We start from the raw sequence: 21,430 nt of genomic DNA, 5'->3' as shown, positions 1-21,430 counted from the left end.
GCGACGGAGATCTTCAGTTTGGAGGTATCCAGACCGACAAACACTTTGCTCTTCTGCTGCATGGCTCGTCCCCTGTGCGGGAGGCTCGGCGCCGGCCCATCCAGCGCAACCCTCGCTCATCGCATAGCTTGGGACGAGCCACCTCCACCGGCAACGAACATACGGTCTGCTGGTACGGCTTGAACACGCGATGGATGATCCTCTGCAAGAACATGGCTCACCGGCTTTGTCGAAGTCCCGCTCGTGGTGGAACCGCTCTAGCGGGCTGACGTTCCGAATTTAAGAATTGAACCTGAGACGCTCCATGCCAGCTAAGCCCAACCCTCCCCAGGAAGTCGAGCTCAAGCTGGAGGTTGCGCCTTCTGAGCTTGAGAAGGTGCTGGCCCATCCGCTCCTCAGTGAACAATCGGACGGTTCAACAACGCAGACCCTCAAGGCGACCTACTTCGATACCCCGGATCACGCCCTACAGCAGGCGGGGATCTCGCTCCGGGTCAGACGCAACGGCGACCAGCGCATCCAAACGATCAAGGCCGCCCGTTCACCTGACGGCATTGCCTTGGCTCGGGACGAGTGGGAACACGAGGTCGACAGCGACAACCCTGACTATACCCTTGCGGAGCAAACCGGCCTCAAGCCGCTCCTTGAGCATAGTGGCTCGATCCAGCCCGTCTTCCGCGTGACGACGGAGCGGACCATCCACACAGTGCCGTTCGAGAACTCCATCATTGAGCTTGCTGCGGATGACAGCAAGGTTGAGGGAAAGGAGCAGACGGTTTCCTTCGGAGAAGTTGAACTCGAGCTCAAGGACGGCATACCGGCCGATCTGTTTCAGCTTGCCCTGGCCCTCTCGACAGCAACCCCCTTGCGCCTGAGCTTCAAGACCAAGGCTGAGCGCGGCTTCGAGACCGTCACTGGCGAGCAGCCCACCCGTGTCAAAGCTCCTCCGGTCGTGCTCAAGCGCAAGATGACAGGCGCAGAAGCCTTTCAGCGCATCGGCGCCTCCTGTCTTCAGCATCTGATGGCCAATGAGACGATCGTCCGGCGCGCGCCGGAGGCTGATGCCGTCCACCAGATGCGGGTTGCCCTGCGGCGGCTCCGGGCTGCTATCACCCTGTTCAAGGCCGTTGTCGAGGACGAGCAACGGGACCCGATCAGGGCCGAGCTCAAGTGGATGGCCAATGTGCTGGGAGAGGCACGAGATCTGGACGTCTACATCACTAAGGTCCTTGAACCCGCCCAAAATGAACACAGCAGGGACGAGGGCTACCAGAACCTTCTGGCCGAGTACCGGAAGCGGCGTGACGAAGCCTACCAGATGGTTCAGAAGACCATCGCCTCACCGCGCTTCAACACCGGTGTTCTGGGGACGGCTGCCTGGATTGAGGCGGGGAACTGGCTTCGGGATGAGAGCAAGCCCGCTCGCAAGCGGCGTGACCAACCCGTAGCAGCTCTGGCCGAAGAGGAGCTCGGCCGGCGCTGGAAAAAGATTATCAAACAGGGCAGGAACCTGGTGGAGCTCGATCCAGAGGAGCGCCATCAGGTGCGGATCGAGATCAAGAAGCTTCGCTATGCAATCGAGTTTTTCGAGAGCCTGTTCAAAGGTGGTGGCGCGAAGAAGAGGAAGCGGGCTGCCTTGAGCACGCTTGAGGCGCTCCAGGAGACACTGGGGGAACTCAACGACATTGCTGTGGGCTCACACATGGAGCCATCATCCACTGCTGAGGCAATCCATCAGGAGCAGATGTCCCGCGTCGACGGCCTGCTGGCCAATGCAAAAGGGCAGTACCGGGAACTCGCAGGTCTCGAGCCATTCTGGCGATTCTGAAGATCCTTCCTCGATCGGTTAATCTGAACGAGGGTCCATCACGCTTGTCCCGCGCAGGGGCCGATAGGGTCATCATTCTCGTCAGCGGCGTCTGGTTCACTGACGGCGTTCATGATGGCGGTGATGATCGCTTCAGCGGTCTCGTCAGCCTCGTCGATGAGACCGGTCATCTGCGGCTGGCCATCACGAAATGTGATCAGGAGAGCGCCTGTCGGCTCTCCTTGCTCGCGCAGGTGGCGCAGCGGTGCCTTCTGAATGAGCTTACGCATGAGCTGTTCCCCTTCGGTGAGCCGGACACATCTACCCACAGGTCTGTGACACAGCGGCAACAACTCGCATTAAGCTCACATCTCTCCCTAGCGGGGTTTTGAGCATCGGCAAGCTTCGATCGGCATTTCACGAGGCATCCCCATGGGGCGTGCAAGTGGGCGGCCCATGTTATCGCGTCATTGCCTACTCGGCCGCCTTGACCTCGTGGCTCATGGATTCTGCGGCAAGGTGCCTGGCTTCCTTCTCGGCCGCCTCCTTGCGCTCGCTGTAGCGGTCCGTCAGGTAGTCGGAACGGTCCCGCGTCAGGAGCGTGAACTTCACCAACTCCTCCGTCTTCTCTGCAAAGGCCGAAACCGGACACTCTCAGGAGCATTCACCCGGTTCGAGATCGATGGATCCACAGTGCGTGCGTCAGGCGCACGGCCGGGGTGGGATGCGCCGTCACTCGGGCAGGCCGGCTTTTTCCAGTCCTGTGAGGTAGAGGTCAGCCATGCGGGGGTCGTGGAAACTGGTGCTTCGGGATGTTCGAAGGCTGGAGGTGGGTTGTGCTTTCAGAAGCTCGGCGACAACTGCCTTCGCCTCATCGATGCGGCCCAGATGAGCGAGCGCTGCGGCTCGGTAGCGGCGCGCGACATTGTGCGTCGGAACCTCGACCAGGACCCGGCCGGTCAAGCTCACCGTCTCTTCGAAATGGCCTGCAAAGAAGTGCGCCGCCGCCAGACCGAGCATCGGGAAATAGCTTTTCGGGTCGACAGGGCTCAACCGCCGCGCCGCCTCGAACTGCTCAATGGCCCGCAGACTGTCCCCCATGTAGTGGAACACCCACCCGCAGAACGAGCGCACATGCACCGAGTTCGGGTGAAGGACGAGCGCCCGGTTGGCCAGGTCGAGCGATTGTTCGAAGCGGACGCCCAGGGTTGAATAGGCCCAGGCCGCGATTGCCAGAACCGCCGCGTTCTCAGGGTCGGCCGCGACCGCGCGTCCCGCCAACGCGCAGGCTTCGGTGGTGCTGGCCTGTTTGTCCGCGGCCCATCCGTTGACTGTCATCCGGACGAGACATTCCGCAAGGGCCGCAAGCGCGTCCGCATAGGTCGGGTCGAGAGCGACCGCTCTGCGCAACAGTCCTTCGGCCTCCTCGAAGCCCGCGCGTGTGTAGACGTTAATGGCCGGGAGCGCCCGGAGATACAAATCATACGCATCGAGATTGTCGGTCGGCTTGCACTGGGCCCGTTCGATCTCCGCCAACCGCAGGCTCGGCTCGACCGCGATCACGACACTTGTGGTGATGCGATCCTGGAGTTCGAAGATCTCCGAGATCTCGCCATCGAAGCGGTCCGCCCACAGGTGGGCGCCCGTGGCGGCCTCGAGGAGTTGTCCCGAGATCCGGACACGCTGACCGGCCTTGCGGATCGATCCTTCCAGGAGATAACGGACGCCGAGGTCACGGCCGATCTGGCCCGCATCGACGGACTTATTTTTGTAGGTGAAGGACGAGTTCCGGGCGATGACGAAGAGCCACCTGACCCGGCTCAGGGCCGTGATGATGTCCTCCACGATGCCGTCGGCGAAGTACTCCTGTTCGGGGTCGCCGCTCATGTTGCTGAACGGGAGCACCGCAATCGAGGGTTTCTTGGGCAAGGGGAGCGATGCGGCGTATGCTGCCCCAGCCGAGACGGATGAACCGGGGCTCAGGGCATAGGCTCGAACGGGCTCGTCGATGTTCTTCAGATTCTGCGGCCCGAGATCCGTAAATGTAAGGGGCAGGGCCTTTCGCACAGAGCCATAGGCGGCATCCGAGATGCAGATGCCGCCTGGATCGGCAATGCCTTCCAGCCGTGCGGCGATATTGACCCCATCGCCCAGCAGGTCGCCCCCGCGCACCATCACGTCACCGACATGCACCCCGATCCGGAACTGGAGGCACCTCTCCTCAGGACTATTCTGGTTCAAGGCTGCGAGGGCCTCCTGCACCTTGGCGGCGCAGCGGACTGCATCGACAGCGCTTGCGAACTCGGCCAGGACACTGTCGCCCGCGGTGTTGGCGATCCGCCCACCGTGATCAGCGATGAGCCAGTCCATGACTTCGCGATGAGCGGTCAGGGCCTGCAACGTGCCGGCCTCATCCTGGCTCATGAGTCGGGAATAGCCCGCCACGTCAGCGGCCAAGATGGCCGCCAGCCTGCGTTCGATCCGCTTGGGGTCCGGTTCCATCCATCGCTCCGCTCACCGGAACCACAGCCGGGCAGGTTAGCGCCGATCCGCAGGACGGCAAAGGGGCTCGTCGAGGTAGCGCGGGGCTGTCGGTTCGCACCGGCGGATATCTTCGAAGGCGAGCTTCGATCCGGGATGCGGGCCATTATGCTATCCTGCCCTGCCTGGTTTGTGACCGAACCCACCGCAGGCTCTGCTCAGTGGGCGACAAGCCGACGTTCTCCAAGGAAGCGACATCGATCGGGTATGTCAGCCATCGGGCGGCCATATCCTCCATAGATCATCAGCTAACGTGGGTTCGAACATTCAGAGGCTCCGAGATGCCTGACCTCCATGTCCTGACCTCCAACCAACAGCCGATGGATCAGGACAACAACATTGTCCTGACAGAGGTGGTGCGGCCCGGGCGCGGGATGGAGTACACTGTGACGGTGTCAATCGATGGGACAGCCATCGCCGTGAGTGGACCATTCCTTACCTTGGATGACGCTGTCGACCAAGCCAACGACCAAGCCAAGCATTATGCGCTTGACCCAATCTACTTCAGGAGAGAGCAGGCCTGAGGGGCTGGACCGGTGGCCTCGTGGGACATCTCGATAGTGGTGCAACACCTCGACTGTGCTAGCCTTCAACTCCTACCCGGGAAACTAGACAGTCTCGAAGTCTCCGGGCCGCCAGTACAGGTTCAGATCCTGTAGGTGTTGTGGTCACCTGGCCGATCCGGCGTTGTCAATGATCAGGGGTGTATCGAAGTACTCGATCTGTGGAGGCGCACCGAAGCGCTCCGCAATCCGCTGCCGCCAAGTCTCAGAGTACGTGGCCTCAGCGGCCTCGCGGCTCTCCCAAAGGTACACGCCACCTCCCGTCCGATCCGCACCGTACGGCCTCCACACCTCATGGCGTTACCTGGTCGGCGGGTGAGATGCCGCACCGCGTCGGTCATGTCTCGGAGGCATGCTGGATTCAGATTGCTATCGCATCATGAGGATTCCGATGCTCTCCCCAGCCCGCAAGACGGCCAGCCTGCCAAGCGGCTTGCTGTTGCCCTACCTCGATCAAGGCCCGCGCGATGCTCCACCCCTGGTCCTCCTGCATGGGATCACGGATTCAAGCCTCTCGTTTGAGCCTGTCATGGCCCACCTGCCTGGAAGCCTTCGCGTCCTTGCTCCCACTCAGCGCGGACACGGCGATGCGAGTGCCCCCGACAGCTACCGTGTGGCCGACTTCGCAGCCGACCTGGAACGTTTTCTGAATGAGGTTGGCCTGGAGCGGGTCGTCCTGGTCGGGCACTCCATGGGGGCCGCGGTTGCCCAGCGGTTTGCCATCGATCACCCCAAACGCGTCTTCGGGCTTGTCCTGGTGGGCGCCTTCGCAGCCCTGCGGCGAAATCCGGCGTGCATCGAATTTGGAGAAGCCACGCTGGCGTCTATCGCTGATCCGCTGGACCCTGCTTTCGTCCGTGAGTTCCAGGAAAGCACCCTGGCCCGGCAACTGCCGGAGGCAACACTGGATCGGATCGTGGCCGAGCCTGAAGGTGCCGGCGCGGGTCTGGAAGGCGGCGTGGGCTGGCCTGCTTGAGGCGGACCTTACTCCGGATCTGACCCGCATCACGGCACCGACCCTGATAGTCTGGGGCGAGCGGGACGACATGGCCCTTCGGGCTGAGCAGGAAATCCTCCTCCGCTCAATTCCGAATGTCCGCTTTTTGATCTTTGAGGGCGCGGGCCATGCGCCGCACTGGGAGGAGCCGGAGCGCTTTGCATCCGTGGTCGCCGACTTCGTGAACGACCGGTCGGGCTCATACTCTCGCTTACGCTCAGGTCCAGTCACTGTCGCGGCAACCTGACGATGCCCGGTGGAGCACTCCCGCACAACCTCACTGGCCGCTCCCGCTCCCACGCCTGGGGTATTGTGTGAGAGAAGATCTTGCGACGCCTCGTATGTCTGTGGGCTCGAAAAGGGGTGCACCGAAGTGATCCTTGCTCAAGGAAAGGTCCTGAGGCGGCAGTGCTGACGCTTCGGGAGACAGGATAGCGATGATTTCAGATCAGGTGTTTGCATCGGCATCAAACAGGCCCCTCACGATCCGCCCCTATGAGGCCCAGGATCAAACCGCCTCATAATGCCCCAAGCTGAGACCGTGCAGCCAGGCCACGACGTCCATGGGCGCCTCCCGGCCCGGTCTCTCCGCAGAGCACCAGGTGCTTCAGCCTAGCCCATAATTTCACAAAAGGCGCGGTAAACATCGGTGCACCCGAGGGGCACGGAGGTCAGCTCCTGGCAGATAGTGTTGAAAAAGTCCGCAACTGCCGTTTTTCATGTCGGCAGCATACAGGATGTTGAGCCTCGCCGGGCACGCTGACGCTCACCTTGCTAGAGGTGATGCCAGTGCGCCTAGCAGCTAAATCAAGGGGATGTCTGCTAACGATCTAACCTCGACCTGCGCCTCGCCGACCCGAGGCTGCGTCCCTTTTGATATTGTGTCTGCTCCTAACACATCGGGCCCAAAGGAGAGCCCGGTGCGCTTCTCAATCGTCTCGATGGCCACGCGCCAGTGCCTGACATCGATAGAAGGAAGGTCTTGGGGCGCCCCCAAGTTCTTGCGCTCCTCGTCGAGAAGTGGAAGTTGGTCAACAACAAGTCCCACTGATCTCAGCCCCGCCTCACCCTTCCAGACGATTACCTTAAAAAAGGAGGAAGGAATCTGCACGTCGTCAGCCCAGCGATCTACGGCATCGTTGAAGATCGGTCCCTGAAACACTGAGAGGTGCTTACCTGTCCCGGCTGCTAGCACCCCATTCTCGAGCACGTAGCGTTCGACACCCTGCCAGAACTTGGCAGTCTGATTGAACCGGAAGTGCTGCGGCGAGCAGTTTGTGAAATGGAAGGTATCAGCATTGGCGCGCTTGGCGGTGTCATCATCACCCCAGGTCGGATCGGTTCGTCGCGTGAGATGGCCACGATCGAAAAGGTGGGACCATGCGGAATAGAAGCTTTGGTCTAAAAAGAAGCTTGAGCTAACTCGCGGATCGCTGAACCAGGTCTCTCCTTCAGCGCCACCGGTGACTTCCCCCGTCTTGCGATCCACGACGAGGTAGGTTTCTCCATCGATGTTTGTGGCAGTGAACAGGGCTATTCTCTTGGACTTGTTCATCTTGATGCTGAAATGCTCATACTCGAGCTCACCGCCTGCCGCGTTCGCTTCGCCGGCGCGCAGCGAAGCGACCTGCTTAGCAAGTTTCGGGTTTGGCTCAGGAAGAGGGATGTGGACGCCAGGGATGAAATCTGGATCGTAACCCGAACGGTTCGTGTAATCTGTATCGACCTGCAGTTTCTCCGCGCTGCGTTTGAGCGTTTTCAGTAGCTGGGGCGCTGCGACTTGGGCCTCCGGCGCTGCGGCTGATCCCACTCGGATTGTGATCTCCAGTGGGATCATCACGCGAAACTGTTGGTCGTCTGAGGACTGTGACATAGAAGGCTCCTCCATAGAACGCGGGGCGCTCTCCGCGCTACTTACGATACCGGCATGCGGAGGCGACAGATGCCGCCCGGCAACATTGGCGTCCGCCAGCTTGTCGTAAGCCAAAGCCTCGCGCAGCAGCGGCTGGGTTGCGGCGGGGAGGGTTTCAAGCGTCCTGTCGAGATCTTTGTAAATTGCGCTGATGCGCACGCCCTCATTGATGTTGGTTGGGATGGGCTGTCCACCCTCATCTTTGGACTCGAGGAATGGCTCGCCGTAGTGGTGAAGCGCCACGATATCCCAATCGTCGTTGAACACCGGAGCACCAGATGAGCCATGATCCGTATCAGTCTGGTAGAGCAGGGTTCGCTCGGTGCGGAACTGGAGAATGTTGTTACGAACAGTGATGACCTTCGGCATACCATTCGGATGCTGGACGATGTTGACGGTCATTCCGATCACATGCTTATTGGCGCGGTCGAGCAGGGGGCAATAACCGAAGTCTGCAACAGCGCCCGTTCCGGCAATCCGGGAACCGACGGCCACAATGGCATAGTCGAGTTCCTCCTCTTGCGAGAACAATGCAAATCGATCCGGATCAAGCAAGAACGTCGTTATCGGCTCCAACCGTCCGTCTTCGCCCGTCTCCCGATTGAAGCTAATCTGCGCGCCGCGCGCCGAGACTTCGCTCTCGACAACGTGCTGATTCGTCAGGAAGAGCTGCGGGCTAATCATGAAGCCTGTGCCGACGGACGACTTTCCCGCGCTGTTGACCTCGACGTAGGCGACCGCGCGGCGCCTTATCGCCCCCTCGCCGAGAAACCAAGCGGGCTGAAAGTCGATTGTGTCGCCCTGTAGCGACTCGCGTCCGCGCGGAGCGACCTTAGAGGCCGCACGAGCAAAGAAACGGCTAAATCTGTCGCGGTTCGGCTCCGCATCCTTCCAGCGGTTGGCGGCGACAAGCGCTCTTACTCGCGTGCGCTCATCCCGACTGCTTTGCACCAGATCGCGGAATCGCTTGCTCGACTCTGCCACCTAATCCTCCTGTCACTGCTATGCTACCGCTCGGCCTGGACTCCGGTTAGTCCGATTACATCCTGAGATTGATTTCAGTTCGTCTCGATAATGTGACGCTCGGCGTCGTTGCTCCAACACCTCGCTTGTAGGTCGAGCAGAACGCCGCCTGCCTCTGCAGGGGTATGATACCCGCTTAGGCGACAATGATGTCCTCACGCAAAAGTAGATGTCCGACATAGTATGCTACGCCCACTGGGCAGCTCGCCAGTCGTCGAAGGAGGGAGCATGAGAAAGTGTGGGGCAACGACGTTACGCGCAGGGCTGGCCTCGCTTGATCCTGTCTTTGACGCGTCAGTGCGACCGCCGTATAGCCCTGACGAGGCAGACAGGTGGCGCAGCACCGCAAGTGGGCGTAAATTGCTCAGATCTCGTCTCCACGAGGAGATCAGGGAGATGCGGCCATGATGAACCGGCTATCTCTTCTTGCCACGGCTGCCTATGCCTGCTCCACCATGGCACCCCCGGCCCTGGCCCAGTCCGCGCAGGGGCTTGAGAAGCTTTCGCACATCCTGGTCCTCTATCTCGAGAATCGCAGCTTCGATAACATGTTTGGCGAGTTCCCGGGAGCAAACGGCATTGCCACCGCCGGAGACGCAGTCATCCAGCACAATCGGGACGGCACCCCGTTCGCCACGCTGCCCGTGACCGATAAGCCTTTCGACATCACGAAGAACCCACCCGAGCTGAGAGACGTCACCAGCCTCGGGGACTTGCCGAACCAGCCCTTCGTCATTGATGGCATCCGGCCCGGCGTGACCACGGCCACGTTCACCCGCGATCTCATCCACGCCTTCTACACCCACCGCTCCCAGATCCACGGCGGCAGGAACGACTGGTTCGCCCAGTTCTCGGATGCCAAGGGCCTCACCATGGGTCACTACAGTGCGGCCGCGCTCAAGGACAGCAACCTCTGGCGGCTTGCCGTACGCTACACTCTGCTCGACAACTTCTTCCAAGGCGCCTTGGGCGGCTCGTTCTTCAACCATATCTGGCTTGTCTGCGCCTGCACTCCCGTCTGGCCCGATCCCCCGAAGGAGTTGCGGTCGGAAATCGACGAGAAGGGCATCGTCGTCCGGGAGCGCCGGGTGACTGCGGCGGGTGACGGCGACTACGCGGTCAACACCACACAGTCGATCTTCCTCAACAACGGCAGACAGGGCGGCGACCTCCTGCCGCCGCAGACGTCCGTGACCATTGGGGACCGGCTGAGCGAGAAAGGGGTCGATTGGGCTTGGTATTCGGGCGGCTGGAATCTTGCGATCAAGAGTAGAACGGCAGACGAGGAGAAGCAGCTCACCGATCTTGCCTTCCAGTGGCACCATCAGCCCTTTGCGTACTTCGCCCGCTTTGATCCCACGAACGAGACCGGTCGGCGCGAGCGGGAGAGACACCTGAAGGACGCGTCACAGCTCGAGGCGGACATCAAGACAGGAACCTTGCCGCCAGTTGTCCTCTACAAGCCGATCGGCGTGCTGAATCAGCATCCAGGGTATGCCAACCTTGTTGCGGCGGATGAGGAGGTTGGCCGCATCGTTGGCCTGATGGAGGACAGCCCGATGAAGGACTCGTTTGCCGTCATCATCACCTATGACGAGTTCGGCGGGTTCTTCGATCATGTCTCACCGCCGCAGCCGTCGATTGCCGGTGGACGGGCGGATTTCTTCGGGCCAGGCTCCCGTGTGCCGACCATCATAGTCTCCCCCTTCGCCCGCAAAGGAACGATCGACCACACGCAATATGACACAACGTCGATCCTGAGGCTGATCGGGGAGCGGCATCAGCTTGCTCCGCTGCCAAGTGCACGCTACGGCGCAGTGGAAAGTTTGGCCAAGGCCTTCGATTTCGGCAACTGAGATCACCTCATCGGAGAGGCGATCCCTGGTACAGCAAACGTAAGATTCTCGGTGGCTTTGGGCACCTAGCGTGAGTTTTTTGGTTAGCACTGAGTATTAAATTTGAGATTCCGGTGCGCAAACGTTGCGTGGGCTCAGAGTGGACGCGAGTTCCGATCGCAAACGCGCTGCGTTAGCCGCAAATGCTTTTCAGCTAACCGCAAGGCGTAGGGGAGGGGTGTTCCCTAACCGGTCTGACATGGACAGTTAGCCAGAGATTCCGAACTCCAAGTATCTCACGCTAAGATGTCCATGACGGCTCCGAAAGCTGGGGTCTCACACCAAAATGCTCAGCGACAAGGGGGTATACCAGCGGAGGCCGTTTCGCTCTTCCGCGTATTGATGGGAGGCAAAATTGGCCCACAACACACGTCAGCGATCAAGTCGAGCTCTGGCGGAGGCAGACGCCTCACGATCTAAAACTGGCTCGAAACGAGCCGCTCGGACCGGCACAACGCCGACAGCGGACTCGTCGCGGCGCAGAGTCACACCCCGTGGCAGCGTCAATGCCTGGGAGGATGATCCTCTCGAGGGGACGATCATTCAGCGGCCGGTGCCGAGCCTAACAGCCGGAAAGCTCAAATACCGCTTTGGCGGTCCGGCCATTCGCCCCGGTCTGTACGAGGTCGGCACGGCCGAATTCCGGTATTGGACCGCTGCCGAAGCCTTGCGCCGCGGCGCCGACTTCTGGACCGCCCGCCTGCCGTCTCTGAAGTGGCAGACAGGATCAATCCTGAACGTCCTGCTCGACGAGGGCGTCGATCTCAATGCCTACTATGATCGCCAGGCGCTGACCTTTTTCCACGACCAGGCCTCGACGGGAACGGTGTATTCCGGCGAGAGCCCGGACATTCTGTGCCATGAGATGGGACATGCGGTTCTGGATGGCCTGAAGCCGCAGCTGTGGAATGTGGCCAGTCATGAGGCCGCCGCGTTCCACGAGACCTTCGGTGACATGAGCGCGATGCTGGCGGCGCTGCAACTGCCCATGATGCGGCAGTTGGTTCTGAGCGCAACGAGCGGTCGCATCAACCGCAACTCGCGCCTGTCCCGGCTAGCCGAGCAGCTCGGGGCCGCGATCCGTGAGACCCATCCAGATGCCGTAAGCCGGGATAGCCTCCGGAATGCCGCGAATTCGTTCACGTATCAGGATCCGCTCCAGCTCCCCTCCAGTGCGCCAGCGGCGCAGTTGAGTTCGGAGCCGCACTCGTTCTCCCGGGTGTTCACAGGCGCCTTTCTGGACGCGCTCGCGGGTATGCTGGTCGTGGCCGCAGGACAACAAGTCCCGCCCTCCGAGCAAGATCTGGAAGTTGTCAGCCAGCACATGGGCGACATTCTGCTGGCCGGTATCCAGCAGGCTCCAGTGGTGTCGAACTTCTATGCCCAAGTTGCGGCCGGCATGATCCAAGCGAGCACGGCGGCCGATCCGGGCTACCCGCGGGTCTTGAAAGCGGCCTTCATCCGCCGGCATATCCTGTCCCTCTCCTCGGCGGCTGCCGTCGAGCCGTTCCGAGCCGCGCTGTTCCCGTCAGGCGGGGCCTCCGGTCTCGGTGCTCCATCCGAGGCTCTCGGGCAGCTTGCTCTCGCGGGCAACGCCTACGGCTTGGGGGATCGCCCGCTGGTCGTCGAGACCCCCTCTCAGCCAAGGCATTTCCCGGCCAAAGCGGCGGCGAACGCCTTTGGGTCGATTGAGCCGTCAGCCTCGGAAACCACGGCCCGAGGCTTTGTGGAGGATCTCTTTCTGAGAGGCAAAGTCGACTGTGATGGGGCTGGGGTGGACGAGACCCGCATGGATCCTGTTCTTGGGCTGAAAACCCATAGGCTGGTTGATCTTGGTCGGATGCTCCGGCTCGAACGCCGATTGTGTGATTGTGGTCTGTGTCGAGCCTGAGAGACACAGGACAACGGAGCTCATATGGATCCACCCGCCAGCCACGAGAAAGGCCGCGCCATGAACCATAAGCCAATCCCCAAGGATGCTATCGTTCCGGATACTCCCGAGAAGGAGTCGTTTGTGCGCGGTTTGGTCGACCGCGGCGAGGCGAGTCGGGCGGACAAGGAGGGCAAACTACCGTCTGGGGTGACGCATGAGGTCGTAGGTCACGCTCCGAGTGGTCTTCCGATCGTCATCGAGCGCCGGAAGAAGCTGTTTTGATGCTTCTTTGCGGAAGGAGTCTAAATCAGGGGCCTGTGATCAGGCCGGAAGGTCTGTTCTCCCGCGGTGAACAGACCTTCAGGGGGCATGTCTAAACTTCCCAAGTTGACCGAGGGTGTGTCAAAACTCGAGCAAGCTCCGCCTTGCCGAACGATTTGTACAAGTTCGGGCTTCTGTACCGGGGATTTCCCGGTCTATCGGGGCTTGCAAGAAATTAAATTGCTTCACGGAGCGGCCCGTCCGCGTTTTGACACAGGCTCGACCCGCTCCGGACCTTCCCGGATTAGTTCTCCCATTCGAGTCTACGTTCCATAAGGTCCCGAAGGTCCCGTTCGCTGAACCGCTCCTGAGCCGACGCGCCGAGGGACGGATGGCGTTCAATGGCATAGACCCGCTCCGCAATCCGGCTCATGACCGCGGCGGCATAACCTGATCCTGCGCCCACTTCGAGCACGCGATCGCCCGGCCTCACCTCGGCGGCTTCGATCATCAGGGCGACGACATAGGGCTGGGAGATCGTCTGGCCCTCGCCAATCGGCAGGGGCCCGTCCTCATAGGCGAATTCCTCGAAGCCTGGCTCGACGAAGGTTTCGCGTGGCACCTGGCGCATCGCATCCAGAACGTGAGAATCCCGCACCCCGCGCTTTGCGATCTGGACATCGACCATGCGGTCACGGGCACGGGAGAGGTCAGGCATGGGAGGCTTGCTCCAATCGAGTTCGCGGCTGGCTGAACCTTTTAGCTTCAACCCTCAGGGTTCTCATCAGGTCCCGTCAGTAACTCGCAGGACGATCTTTCCGCGCACGTTTTCTTGCTCGAGGTAGTCCTGGGCTGCCCCTGTCTCAATCAGTGCGAATGCTCTATCGACCACAACACGCACTCGCCCCTCATCAATCAGCCGTCCGGTCTCGCTCAGCTGGGCCGGATTTGGCTGAGCGCGATACCCCGCGGCTCAGACGTTGTGCTGGGCCGCTTTCTCGACAGGTGGCCGGTCTCAGGTCGAGACCAGGATGCTACCCTCCTTCGGAACGCCCCAGGAGCGGTCCTGAGTTTCTCCGGCTTGGCGGATCTCTGGGTCCGATCCAGGGGATGCATCCTCAACAGCGAAGGCGTAGAGCAGGACCTATCGAGACGAACTCCGTGTGCTTTGCTCGATTTTTCTTGACGTCATATGGGATCGCATAACAGGCTATAGCGGATCGAGGCCTGATAATCCGAGCCCGGTGCCGTAGAGAGGGACGATGAAGGCGTCGGAAGCTCCTCATCAGGAGCGAGACACGATCGGCAGAATCCTATTGGCGATCCTGGAACGGGCGTTCGCCACCCAAGTGCCTGCTCAGGATTGCCCCTTGTCTGCCGGCCAAGTCCTCCACCTACACTGCTCGCGAGTTTGCTTTTGACTGTCGTGGTTCGGTCCGCTTTTTTGCTGGCAGCTCCGCGCGCCAGCCCAGCCCGGCCAGTATGAACTCCGTCATCTGGTCCAGAGATGGACCGGGCTCTTGGGCGCACTGCACGAGCAGCGCGGGATGGCAGAAGCGGATCAGGGCAACCTGAACACAGCGCGACGCAATCACAGGATCGGTCGACGCGAACTCGCCAGTCTCGATTCCGTCTCCCACCACACGCTGGAAGATCGCATTCTTGCGCTCAAGGTGGCCGTGGACAACCTGCCAGCTCTCGCTCAGCGCCCGCTCCACCATTTCGTGCATGCGCAACTCGTCGGTATACAGCGCCGCATTCATCCGGTGCATGGTCGCGATCATGTCCCGCAGCCGGACCGCGGCCGGAGCCTTCTGGCACGCGATGGCCTCGAGGGCACCCTCGACCTCGCGCATCAGGCGCTCGGCGACCACCTCGTTGATCGCCTTCTTGGAGTCGAAAAAGCGGTACACGTTGGCCGGGCTCATCCGGAGCGCCTTGGCGATATCGGCCACGGTGGTTTTCTGATAGCCGATCTGCCGGAACAGCCGCTCGGCCGTTGCGACGATACGGCCGCGGGTGTCCGGCTCAGCCGAGGCGAGGGCAGCGTCAGCATCCATGAGCTAAACGTATGATAAAATTCATCATTCGTCAACGAATGGGTGGCGTCGGCTCAGCTGAGCGCGCACGAGGATAGCGCCCCGGCAGCGGCTTACTCTGCCGCCACCGACAGCGCAGGCTGCCGCTCCATCTCTCCTGCCTGGCCTGGACTTGGCCCCTCTGCCACCACGGCTTCGGAGCCGCGCTCGTCGAGGTGCTTGCGGAACCACAGCGCGTAGAGCGCCGGCAGGAACAGCAGGGTCAGGAAGGTGGCGACGAACAGACCTCCCATGATGGTAAAGGCCATGGGGCCCCAGAACGCCGACGAGGAGAGCGGGATCATCGCCAGGATCGCCGCCAGCCCGGTGAGCACCACCGGACGCGCCCGTCGCACCGTTGCTTCCACGATGGCCTCGCGCCGGCTTGCGCCCTGCGCCACATCGGCCTCGATCTGGTCGACCAGGATCACGGTGTTGCGCATGATCATGCCGGCAAGAGCAATCAGGCCGAGCAGCGCCACGAAGCCGAACGGCCGGTTGGCCAGGTTCAGCGCGAGGGACGCGCCGATCAGACCAAGCGGTGCGGTCAGGAAGACCAGGAGCAGGCGCGAGAAACTCTGCAGCTGCACCATCAGCAGCGTCAGCATCACACCAATCATCAGCGGGAACAGCGCATAGATGGAGGCGTTGCCTTTCGCGGATTCCTCCACCGCACCGCCGATCTCGAGGCGATAGCCGGGCTCGAGCCGGTCACGGATCCCCGCCAGGGTCGGCCAGATCTGGTTCGTCACGTCCGGTGGCTGGACGCCGTCGATTACATCAGCGCGGACCGTGATCGACAGGTCGCGGTTGCGCCGCCAGAGAATTGGCTCCTCATGGGCGTATTCAATGCGCCCGACCTGAGCCAGCGGCACCGCCAGTCCATTGCGGGACACCACGGTGAGGTCGCCGAGACGCCCGAGATCCAGGCGCTCCTGCTGTGCGGCCCGGGCGACGACCTCGACCCGCTCGGTGCCGTCGCGGACAGTGGTGATGGGGAGGCCGGACAGGAGCGTTTGCAGGGACTGCGACACCGTCTGCGGATCGAGCCCAAGGGCACGGGCACGCTCCTGATCCACCACAAGCCGCACGAATGGTGTCAACTCGTTCCACTCAAGATGCGGATCGACCACGTTGGGGTTGGCTCGCATGACGTCGCGAACCTCGGACGCAATCTGGCGCACCGTCATCGCGTCCGGGCCAACGACGCGGAACTGAACCGGGAAGCCGACCGGCGGCCCGAAGTTAAAGCGGTCAACCCGCACCCGCGCTGCCGCAAGGGCGCCCTGCGCCACCGCCCCTTCGATCCGTGCCTTGATGCGCTCGCGCGCCGGCACGTCCCGGGCGACAATCACGATCTCCGCGAAGGCCTCGTTGGGGAGTTGCGGGTTGAGACCGAGCCAGAACCGCGGGGAGCCCTGACCGACATAGGTCGTATGGGTGGCGATATCGGGATCATCGCGGAGGATCGCTTCCGCCTGCCGGGCCGTCTCGGTGGTGACGCCAAGGGCCGTTCCTTCGGGCAGGCGCATCTGGAAGAACAGCTCCGGCCGCTCGGACAGCGGGAAGAACTGCTGCTGGACCCGGCCGAACGCCACGATGGCAGCCACGAAGATGCCGATCGTGGCGAGCACCGTGAGGCCGCGCCGGTTGACGCAGGCCTGCACGATCCGGCGCAGGCCGCGATAGAGGCGGGTCTCGTAAATCTCATGCGGGTTCGCAGGCGCGGGTCCGGAATGTGCCCGCGGCAAGAGCTTGACGCCGATATAGGGGGTGAAGATCACCGCCACCAGCCAGGAGGCGACAAGGGCAATCGCCACGACCCAGAAGATGCCGCCGGCATATTCACCGACCGCCGAATTGGCGAAGCCGATCGGAAGGAAGCCTGCCGCCGTCACCAGCGTCCCGGTGAGCATCGGAAATGCCGTCGAGGTCCAGGCAAAGGCCGCCGCTCGCGTGCGATCCCAGCCCTGCTCGATCTTCACGATCATCATCTCCACCGCGATGATCGCGTCATCCACCAGCAGGCCGAGGGCGATGATCAGGGCACCGAGGGTAATGCGGTTGAGGTCAAGGCCGAGCAGGCTCATCATGGCAAATGTCATGGCGAGCACGAGCGGAACAGAGAGCGCCACGACGATGCCAGTGCGCCAGCCCAACGACACGAACGAAACGAGGAGCACGATACCCAGCGCTTCCAGGAACGAATGCTCGAACTCCCGGACGGCATGGTCGACCACCTGCGGCTGGTCGGCAACCTGCTCGAGGTCGATGCCCTGCGGCACCGCCTGCATGAAGGCATCCGCCGCCGCATTCACCTCCCGGCCAAAAGCCAGGATGTTCGCTCCCTTGGCCATGACGACCCCAAGGCCAAGCGCCGGCTGGCCACGCTGACGGACCAGGGAGTCGGAAGGATCCTCGAAGCCACGGGTGACAGTCGCGATATCGCCGAGACGGAACACACGGCCGCCAGCCTCGATCGGGGTTTCGGCCACGGCCCTTGCTCCATCGAGGGCTCCCGTGACGCGCACAGGAATCCGTTGGGCGCTGGTCTCGACCATGCCGGCCGGCACGACCGCGTTCTGCCGCTGCAGCGACTCGAACAGAGCCTGGGGTGGGATGCCCAAGGTGGCCAGCTTGGCGTGGCTGAACTCGACATAGATCCGCTCGTCCTGCACACCATACAGGTTGACCTTGGTGACCCCCGGAACCTTCAACAGCTGCTGGCGCAGCCCCTCGGCGACCTTCTTGAGCTGTGCGAAGTCGGCGCCGTCGCCGGTCAGCATGTAGAGAATGGAATCGACATCCCCGTACTCGTCATTCACGCTGGGGCCGATCAGGTCGCGGGGCAGTTGGCCACGGATGTCGTCGAGCTTTTTCCGTAGCTGGTAGAAGAGCTGCGGCACCTCATGGGCCGGTGTGTTGTCGCGAAAGCCGACATTCATCACCGCGAAGCCGGGCTTGGCGTAGGTGACCACCTTGTCGAGCCACGGCAACTCCTGCAGCTTCTTCTCGACCGGATCCGCAACCTGGTCCTGCATCTCCTGCGCCGTGGCACCGGGCCAGACGGCCGTCACGATCACGTTCTTGATGGTGAAATTCGGATCTTCCGCACGCCCGAGCGAGCGGAAGGAAAGAAGGCCGCCGACGCTGAGGGCAAGGATGAGGAACAGGATGAGCGCCGGGTGGTGTACGGCCCATTCCGACAGGTTGAACTGCTTCATGGCTGGAACTCCCGACTGTTAGAACTGCAGTGCCTCAACGATGCGGACGCGCTGGCCCGGATCGAGCTTCTGGGCTCCCAGGACGACGACGCGCTCGCCGTCGCCCACGCCTTGGGTGATCAGGACGTCACGGGACTGGTAAGCCGCAACCATGACCGGCCGCAGGACTGGGCGGCCGTCGGCACCGATCACCCACACCGCCGGGCCGTCGCCTTGGTTGTGGAGTGAGGTCAACGGCAGGCGGACGACTTCAGCGGCCGCCGTCTCGCCGATCGTGACCGTCGCGGTCATGCCGAACTGCATCGGCTCGTCTGCGGTCGGAATCGAGAAGCGGGCCAAATAGGTGCGGGTGGCTGGATCGGCAGAGGGGGAAAGCTCGCGCAGCGTCGCCTGATAGCGCTTGTCAGGAATGGACCAGAGCGAGAGGGACGCGACGCCCGTCCGGACCGCGGCGATCTGGGCTTCGGGAACGGCGATCACAGCCTCCTTCTCCGACAGGCGTGCGATGCGGATGGCAACCTTATCGGTATCGACCACGTGTCCCGGCTCGATCTGGGTTGCGGTGACCACACCGTCGATGTCGGCAGTGAGGGCGGCGTAAGAAAGAGCGTTCGCGGCCAGCAGCAGGCCGCGCTCGGCGCGGGCCATGCGGCCCCGCGCCTCCTCGGTGACAGCCTGCTGACGGTCGAAGGTTGCGGTGGTGGACCAGCCCTGCCCCCTCAGGGTGAGGATGCGCTGGAGTTCAGCCTCGGCCTGCTTGAGCGCCGCGGACGCGGCCTTCACCTCAGCTTCGGCCTGTTCGCGCTGGAGGCGCAGATCGGTTGCATCGAGGGTAGCCAGCACTTGGCCCACTTTGACCGCATCACCGACATTGATGAGGCGCCGGGCGACCTTACCCGGAACCCGGAATCCGAGATCACTCTCGACGCGGGGCCGGATGGTCGCGACAAAGGTCCGTTCTGGGGTCTGAGGCGTGAAGGCCACCGACTGCACCAGGACGGGGCGAACGGGTTTCGCTGCCTCCTGCGGCGTTGCTTGGCAGCCGGCGAGCGCGACGGTGATACCGAGAATGAGCATGGGCAGGGATGCGTACATGGCGTTCACCTTCGGCCAAGGTCTCAAACGGGCTCGGGCGTTTGGCTGTGACCCGAGACAAGCCGGCGCATTACCAGAGTCTTGCGTTGCTCCGATCAGGCTGATCTGACGCCTGACGAATATCAACTTTCATCAGTTTATAATCGTCACCACAGAAGCTCGTCTGTGCGTCAGCGCACCAAAGCGCGTTCATGACAGCAGGAGAGGGGGAGCGTAGGTCAGGGGTGAAGAGCGAGCCTTGTCGTGGCTCAGGGTCAACGTGAAGCGCGAAAGGCGGTCACGGCAGGGACATCAGACCAGGTTCGGATCATTTCGCTCCGCGAACCTGCCTCCTCGTAGCTCTGGCATCCCGCCGCAGGCTTGGCTGCGGCATGATCCGGACTTGGCACGATGAAGGCGCAGCTTGCACCCGTCGGGTAGTCGCGAGGGCCCCGCAGCCGCGGGGTTGAGCCGTTCCATGTCGACCTGATGCACGCTCCAGCCGATCCTCCAGCTTCTGGAGTTCAGGGACTCACGCGTCGGCTTTGCCGGCAAAGTGATCGAGAAAGCGCCACGAGGACGCCGCCTCCTTTGCCAGCGTCAGAAACGCTTTCACCTTGCTTGAAAGCAGCCGGGAGGTCGGGAAAACCGCCTGGATCGGGACGGGCGGAGGCGCAAATGCGGGCAGCACCTCGACAAGAGCGCCAGATCTGAACGCCTGGTCCACCTGGTAACAGAATGCCGCCGTAATGCCGCCCCCGCTCAGGGCATGGCCGATGGCCACATCGCCGTTGTTGGTCGTCAGCCGCGGTTTGATCCTGACACGAATTTCATCGTCTCCCGCACCAATGAAGACCCATTCGGTGTCGGGGAGCAGGGCATCGAAGCTGATGATATCATATCGCGCAAGTTCGCGCGGGTGTTCTGGCATCCCGCCCTTTGCGGCTAGGTAGGCTGGCGCAGCCGCGAGGACCCGCCGGGTCTGGCCGAGCTTCGTGGCAATCAAACTGGAATCCGCCAGAGAGCCAATCCGGATTGCGACATCGACCCCTTCTTCGACGAGGTTCACGAGGCGGTCGGTCAGCATGAGTTCGGCGCTGACCTCCGCGAAAGTCGCCAGAAAGCGGGAGAGGAGCGGCGCCACATGCATTCGGCCAAACAGGAGCGGGGCTGACACCGCAAGCTTGCCGCGCGGGTGGGTGCGCTCGTCCTGCGCGGACAGCTCCGCTTCCTCGACTTCTGCAAGGATGCGGCGGGCCCGCTCCAGGAACCGCGCCCCTGCTTCCGTCAGCATGATCGAGCGGGTGGTCCTCTGCAACAGCCGGACGCCCATTCGCTCCTCCAGCGCCGCGACACGCCGGGTGACCACTGACGGCGAGAGGTGAAGACGGCGCGCTGCCGCGGCAAAGCCGGGACCGTCGCAGACAGCGACGAACGCCACCATTCCGTCAAGACGATCAAGCATGGATCATTGTCGGTTCGGCAACAGTGTGTTGTCAATTTGAATGATTATGTTTGTATCGCGCATCGATCATACTCCAGTCATGCCTCATCTCTGGTTGAACAAGGAGGAATTCAGCGATGTCTCGCATCCCTGCTCTCGATCCGGCTCAAGTCGATCCTAAAGCCAAACCCTTGCTGGACGCGGTCCAGAAGAGCATCGGTATGACGCCGAACCTGTATAAGGTCGCGGCGCAGTCGCCGGCGGCGCTCGAAGGACTGCTCGGTTTGTCCGGCGCCCTCGCCAAGGGCCGCCTCAATGCCCGGCTGTGGGAGGCGATCGCTCTTGCTGTCGCTGAGGTGAACGGCTGCGACTACTGTCTGTCGGCCCACACTGCGATCGGCAAAAGTCTGGGGCTGAGCGACAGCGATATCGGTGCGGCCCGCCACGGCCACACGGGCAATCCGAAGGATGCCGCGATCATTGGCTTTGCACGCACCGTCGTCCACAATCGCGGCCTGGTGTCCGACACTGATTTGGCACAACTTCGCAAGGTCGGGTTCAACGACGGAGAAATCGTTGAAGCGGTCGCCCACGTGGTGGTCAATATCTTCACGAATTACCTGAACCACGTCGCCGGCACAGACATCGACTTTCCGATCACTCATGCGCATGTGGTGGCAGCCGCCTGACGCTACCTGCGGCCGGCTCGCCTGGTGTCTCCGGCGAAGCCGGCCACAA

At 62.2% G+C, this 21,430-nt stretch carries 13 protein-coding genes and 4 pseudogenes; 7 read left to right on the top strand and 10 right to left on the bottom strand.

Features of this window, described 5'->3' with window-relative positions:
* Positions 1-304: 304 nt before the first annotated feature.
* Entirely contained in the window at positions 305-1,828 is a 1,524-nt protein-coding gene (locus tag FS320_RS10795) for a CYTH and CHAD domain-containing protein (RefSeq protein ID WP_152711468.1), read from the top strand.
* Positions 1,829-1,866: 38 nt separating this feature from the next.
* On the opposite strand, the gene FS320_RS10790 is transcribed toward FS320_RS10795, so the two are convergent.
* From FS320_RS10790 to FS320_RS10780, 3 genes and pseudogenes are all read right to left on the bottom strand, one after another.
* Positions 1,867-2,097 carry a hypothetical protein gene (locus FS320_RS10790; RefSeq protein ID WP_152711467.1) on the bottom strand — a complete coding sequence of 77 codons (231 nt, stop codon included), beginning with the start codon at positions 2,095-2,097 and terminating at the stop codon, positions 1,867-1,869.
* Between the two features lie 184 nt (positions 2,098-2,281).
* Positions 2,282-2,428 (bottom strand): annotated as a pseudogene (locus tag FS320_RS10785) (arsenical resistance protein ArsH); the annotation flags it as partial.
* Positions 2,429-2,539: 111 nt separating this feature from the next.
* On the bottom strand, positions 2,540-4,309 hold the full coding sequence (locus FS320_RS10780; protein ID WP_152711466.1) for an adenylate/guanylate cyclase domain-containing protein: 1,770 nt from the start codon (positions 4,307-4,309) through the stop codon (positions 2,540-2,542).
* A 320-nt stretch (positions 4,310-4,629) separates the two neighbouring features.
* Between FS320_RS10780 and FS320_RS10775 the strand changes: the two genes are divergently transcribed.
* Together FS320_RS10775 and FS320_RS50705 are read left to right on the top strand one after the other, a co-directional pair.
* The gene (locus FS320_RS10775) at positions 4,630-4,872 is read left to right on the top strand and encodes a hypothetical protein (RefSeq protein WP_152711465.1); all 243 of its coding nucleotides are present in this window, start codon (positions 4,630-4,632) and stop codon (positions 4,870-4,872) included.
* Positions 4,873-5,263: 391 nt separating this feature from the next.
* Positions 5,264-6,155, top strand: a pseudogene (locus tag FS320_RS50705) (alpha/beta fold hydrolase).
* Positions 6,156-6,710: 555 nt separating this feature from the next.
* Here the strand turns inward: FS320_RS50705 and FS320_RS10760 are convergent.
* The gene (locus FS320_RS10760; protein WP_162002920.1) at positions 6,711-8,804 is read right to left on the bottom strand and encodes a DNA/RNA non-specific endonuclease; all 2,094 of its coding nucleotides are present in this window, start codon (positions 8,802-8,804) and stop codon (positions 6,711-6,713) included.
* A gap of 443 nt (positions 8,805-9,247) precedes the next feature.
* Here FS320_RS10760 and FS320_RS10755 point away from each other — a divergent pair, with 443 nt between their 5' ends.
* The 3 genes from FS320_RS10755 (at position 9,248) to FS320_RS10745 (ending at position 12,893) form a co-directional block, all read left to right on the top strand.
* Positions 9,248-10,699, top strand: a complete 1,452-nt coding sequence (locus FS320_RS10755; protein ID WP_152711462.1) for an alkaline phosphatase family protein — start codon at positions 9,248-9,250, stop codon at positions 10,697-10,699.
* Between the two features lie 592 nt (positions 10,700-11,291).
* On the top strand, positions 11,292-12,629 hold the full coding sequence (locus FS320_RS10750) for a gluzincin family metallopeptidase (RefSeq protein WP_192926270.1): 1,338 nt from the start codon (positions 11,292-11,294) through the stop codon (positions 12,627-12,629).
* A 60-nt stretch (positions 12,630-12,689) separates the two neighbouring features.
* A complete protein-coding gene (locus FS320_RS10745; protein ID WP_152711461.1) occupies positions 12,690-12,893 on the top strand; it encodes a hypothetical protein in 204 nt (67 codons plus the stop codon).
* A 304-nt stretch (positions 12,894-13,197) separates the two neighbouring features.
* Here FS320_RS10745 and FS320_RS10740 read toward each other — a convergent pair.
* The 6 genes and pseudogenes from FS320_RS10740 to FS320_RS10715 all read right to left on the bottom strand — a co-directional run.
* A pseudogene (locus tag FS320_RS10740) lies at positions 13,198-13,590 on the bottom strand (protein-L-isoaspartate O-methyltransferase family protein); the annotation flags it as partial.
* A 66-nt stretch (positions 13,591-13,656) separates the two neighbouring features.
* Positions 13,657-13,821, bottom strand: a pseudogene (locus tag FS320_RS50700) (zinc-binding dehydrogenase); the annotation flags it as partial.
* 445 nt (positions 13,822-14,266) lie between these two features.
* Positions 14,267-14,932 carry a TetR/AcrR family transcriptional regulator gene (locus FS320_RS10730; RefSeq protein ID WP_152711460.1) on the bottom strand — a complete coding sequence of 222 codons (666 nt, stop codon included), beginning with the start codon at positions 14,930-14,932 and terminating at the stop codon, positions 14,267-14,269.
* 92 nt (positions 14,933-15,024) lie between these two features.
* Complete coding sequence (locus tag FS320_RS10725; RefSeq protein ID WP_152711459.1) at positions 15,025-18,174, bottom strand: efflux RND transporter permease subunit; 3,150 nt, start codon at positions 18,172-18,174, stop codon at positions 15,025-15,027.
* Between the two features lie 18 nt (positions 18,175-18,192).
* Complete coding sequence (locus tag FS320_RS10720) at positions 18,193-19,269, bottom strand: efflux RND transporter periplasmic adaptor subunit (protein WP_152711458.1); 1,077 nt, start codon at positions 19,267-19,269, stop codon at positions 18,193-18,195.
* Positions 19,270-19,780: 511 nt separating this feature from the next.
* Positions 19,781-20,713 (bottom strand): LysR family transcriptional regulator, encoded by a 933-nt coding sequence (locus FS320_RS10715; protein WP_152711457.1) that lies wholly within the window; start codon positions 20,711-20,713, stop codon positions 19,781-19,783.
* Positions 20,714-20,829: 116 nt separating this feature from the next.
* Here FS320_RS10715 and FS320_RS10710 point away from each other — a divergent pair, with 116 nt between their 5' ends.
* The gene (locus FS320_RS10710) at positions 20,830-21,381 is read left to right on the top strand and encodes a carboxymuconolactone decarboxylase family protein (protein WP_152711456.1); all 552 of its coding nucleotides are present in this window, start codon (positions 20,830-20,832) and stop codon (positions 21,379-21,381) included.
* Positions 21,382-21,430 lie beyond the last annotated feature (49 nt).

This window comes from Microvirga tunisiensis (genome assembly GCF_009296175.1).
Classification (GTDB): Bacteria; Pseudomonadota; Alphaproteobacteria; order Rhizobiales; family Beijerinckiaceae; genus Microvirga; species Microvirga tunisiensis.
This window is presented reverse-complemented; position numbering and strand designations above follow the sequence as displayed.

Excerpts from the sequence above, each read along its gene's own strand:
- FS320_RS10795 (WP_152711468.1), top strand. The coding sequence starts at position 305 with ATGCCAGCTAAGCCCAACCCTCCCCAGGAAGTCGAGCTCAAGCTGGAG.
- FS320_RS10790 (WP_152711467.1), bottom strand. The coding sequence starts at position 2,097 with ATGCGTAAGCTCATTCAGAAGGCACCGCTGCGCCACCTGCGCGAGCAA.
- FS320_RS10780 (WP_152711466.1), bottom strand. The coding sequence starts at position 4,309 with ATGGAACCGGACCCCAAGCGGATCGAACGCAGGCTGGCGGCCATCTTG.
- FS320_RS10775 (WP_152711465.1), top strand. The coding sequence starts at position 4,630 with ATGCCTGACCTCCATGTCCTGACCTCCAACCAACAGCCGATGGATCAG.
- FS320_RS10755 (WP_152711462.1), top strand. The coding sequence starts at position 9,248 with ATGATGAACCGGCTATCTCTTCTTGCCACGGCTGCCTATGCCTGCTCC.
- FS320_RS10745 (WP_152711461.1), top strand. The coding sequence starts at position 12,690 with ATGAACCATAAGCCAATCCCCAAGGATGCTATCGTTCCGGATACTCCC.
- FS320_RS10730 (WP_152711460.1), bottom strand. The coding sequence starts at position 14,932 with ATGGATGCTGACGCTGCCCTCGCCTCGGCTGAGCCGGACACCCGCGGC.
- FS320_RS10725 (WP_152711459.1), bottom strand. The coding sequence starts at position 18,174 with ATGAAGCAGTTCAACCTGTCGGAATGGGCCGTACACCACCCGGCGCTC.
- FS320_RS10720 (WP_152711458.1), bottom strand. The coding sequence starts at position 19,269 with ATGTACGCATCCCTGCCCATGCTCATTCTCGGTATCACCGTCGCGCTC.
- FS320_RS10715 (WP_152711457.1), bottom strand. The coding sequence starts at position 20,713 with ATGCTTGATCGTCTTGACGGAATGGTGGCGTTCGTCGCTGTCTGCGAC.
- FS320_RS10710 (WP_152711456.1), top strand. The coding sequence starts at position 20,830 with ATGTCTCGCATCCCTGCTCTCGATCCGGCTCAAGTCGATCCTAAAGCC.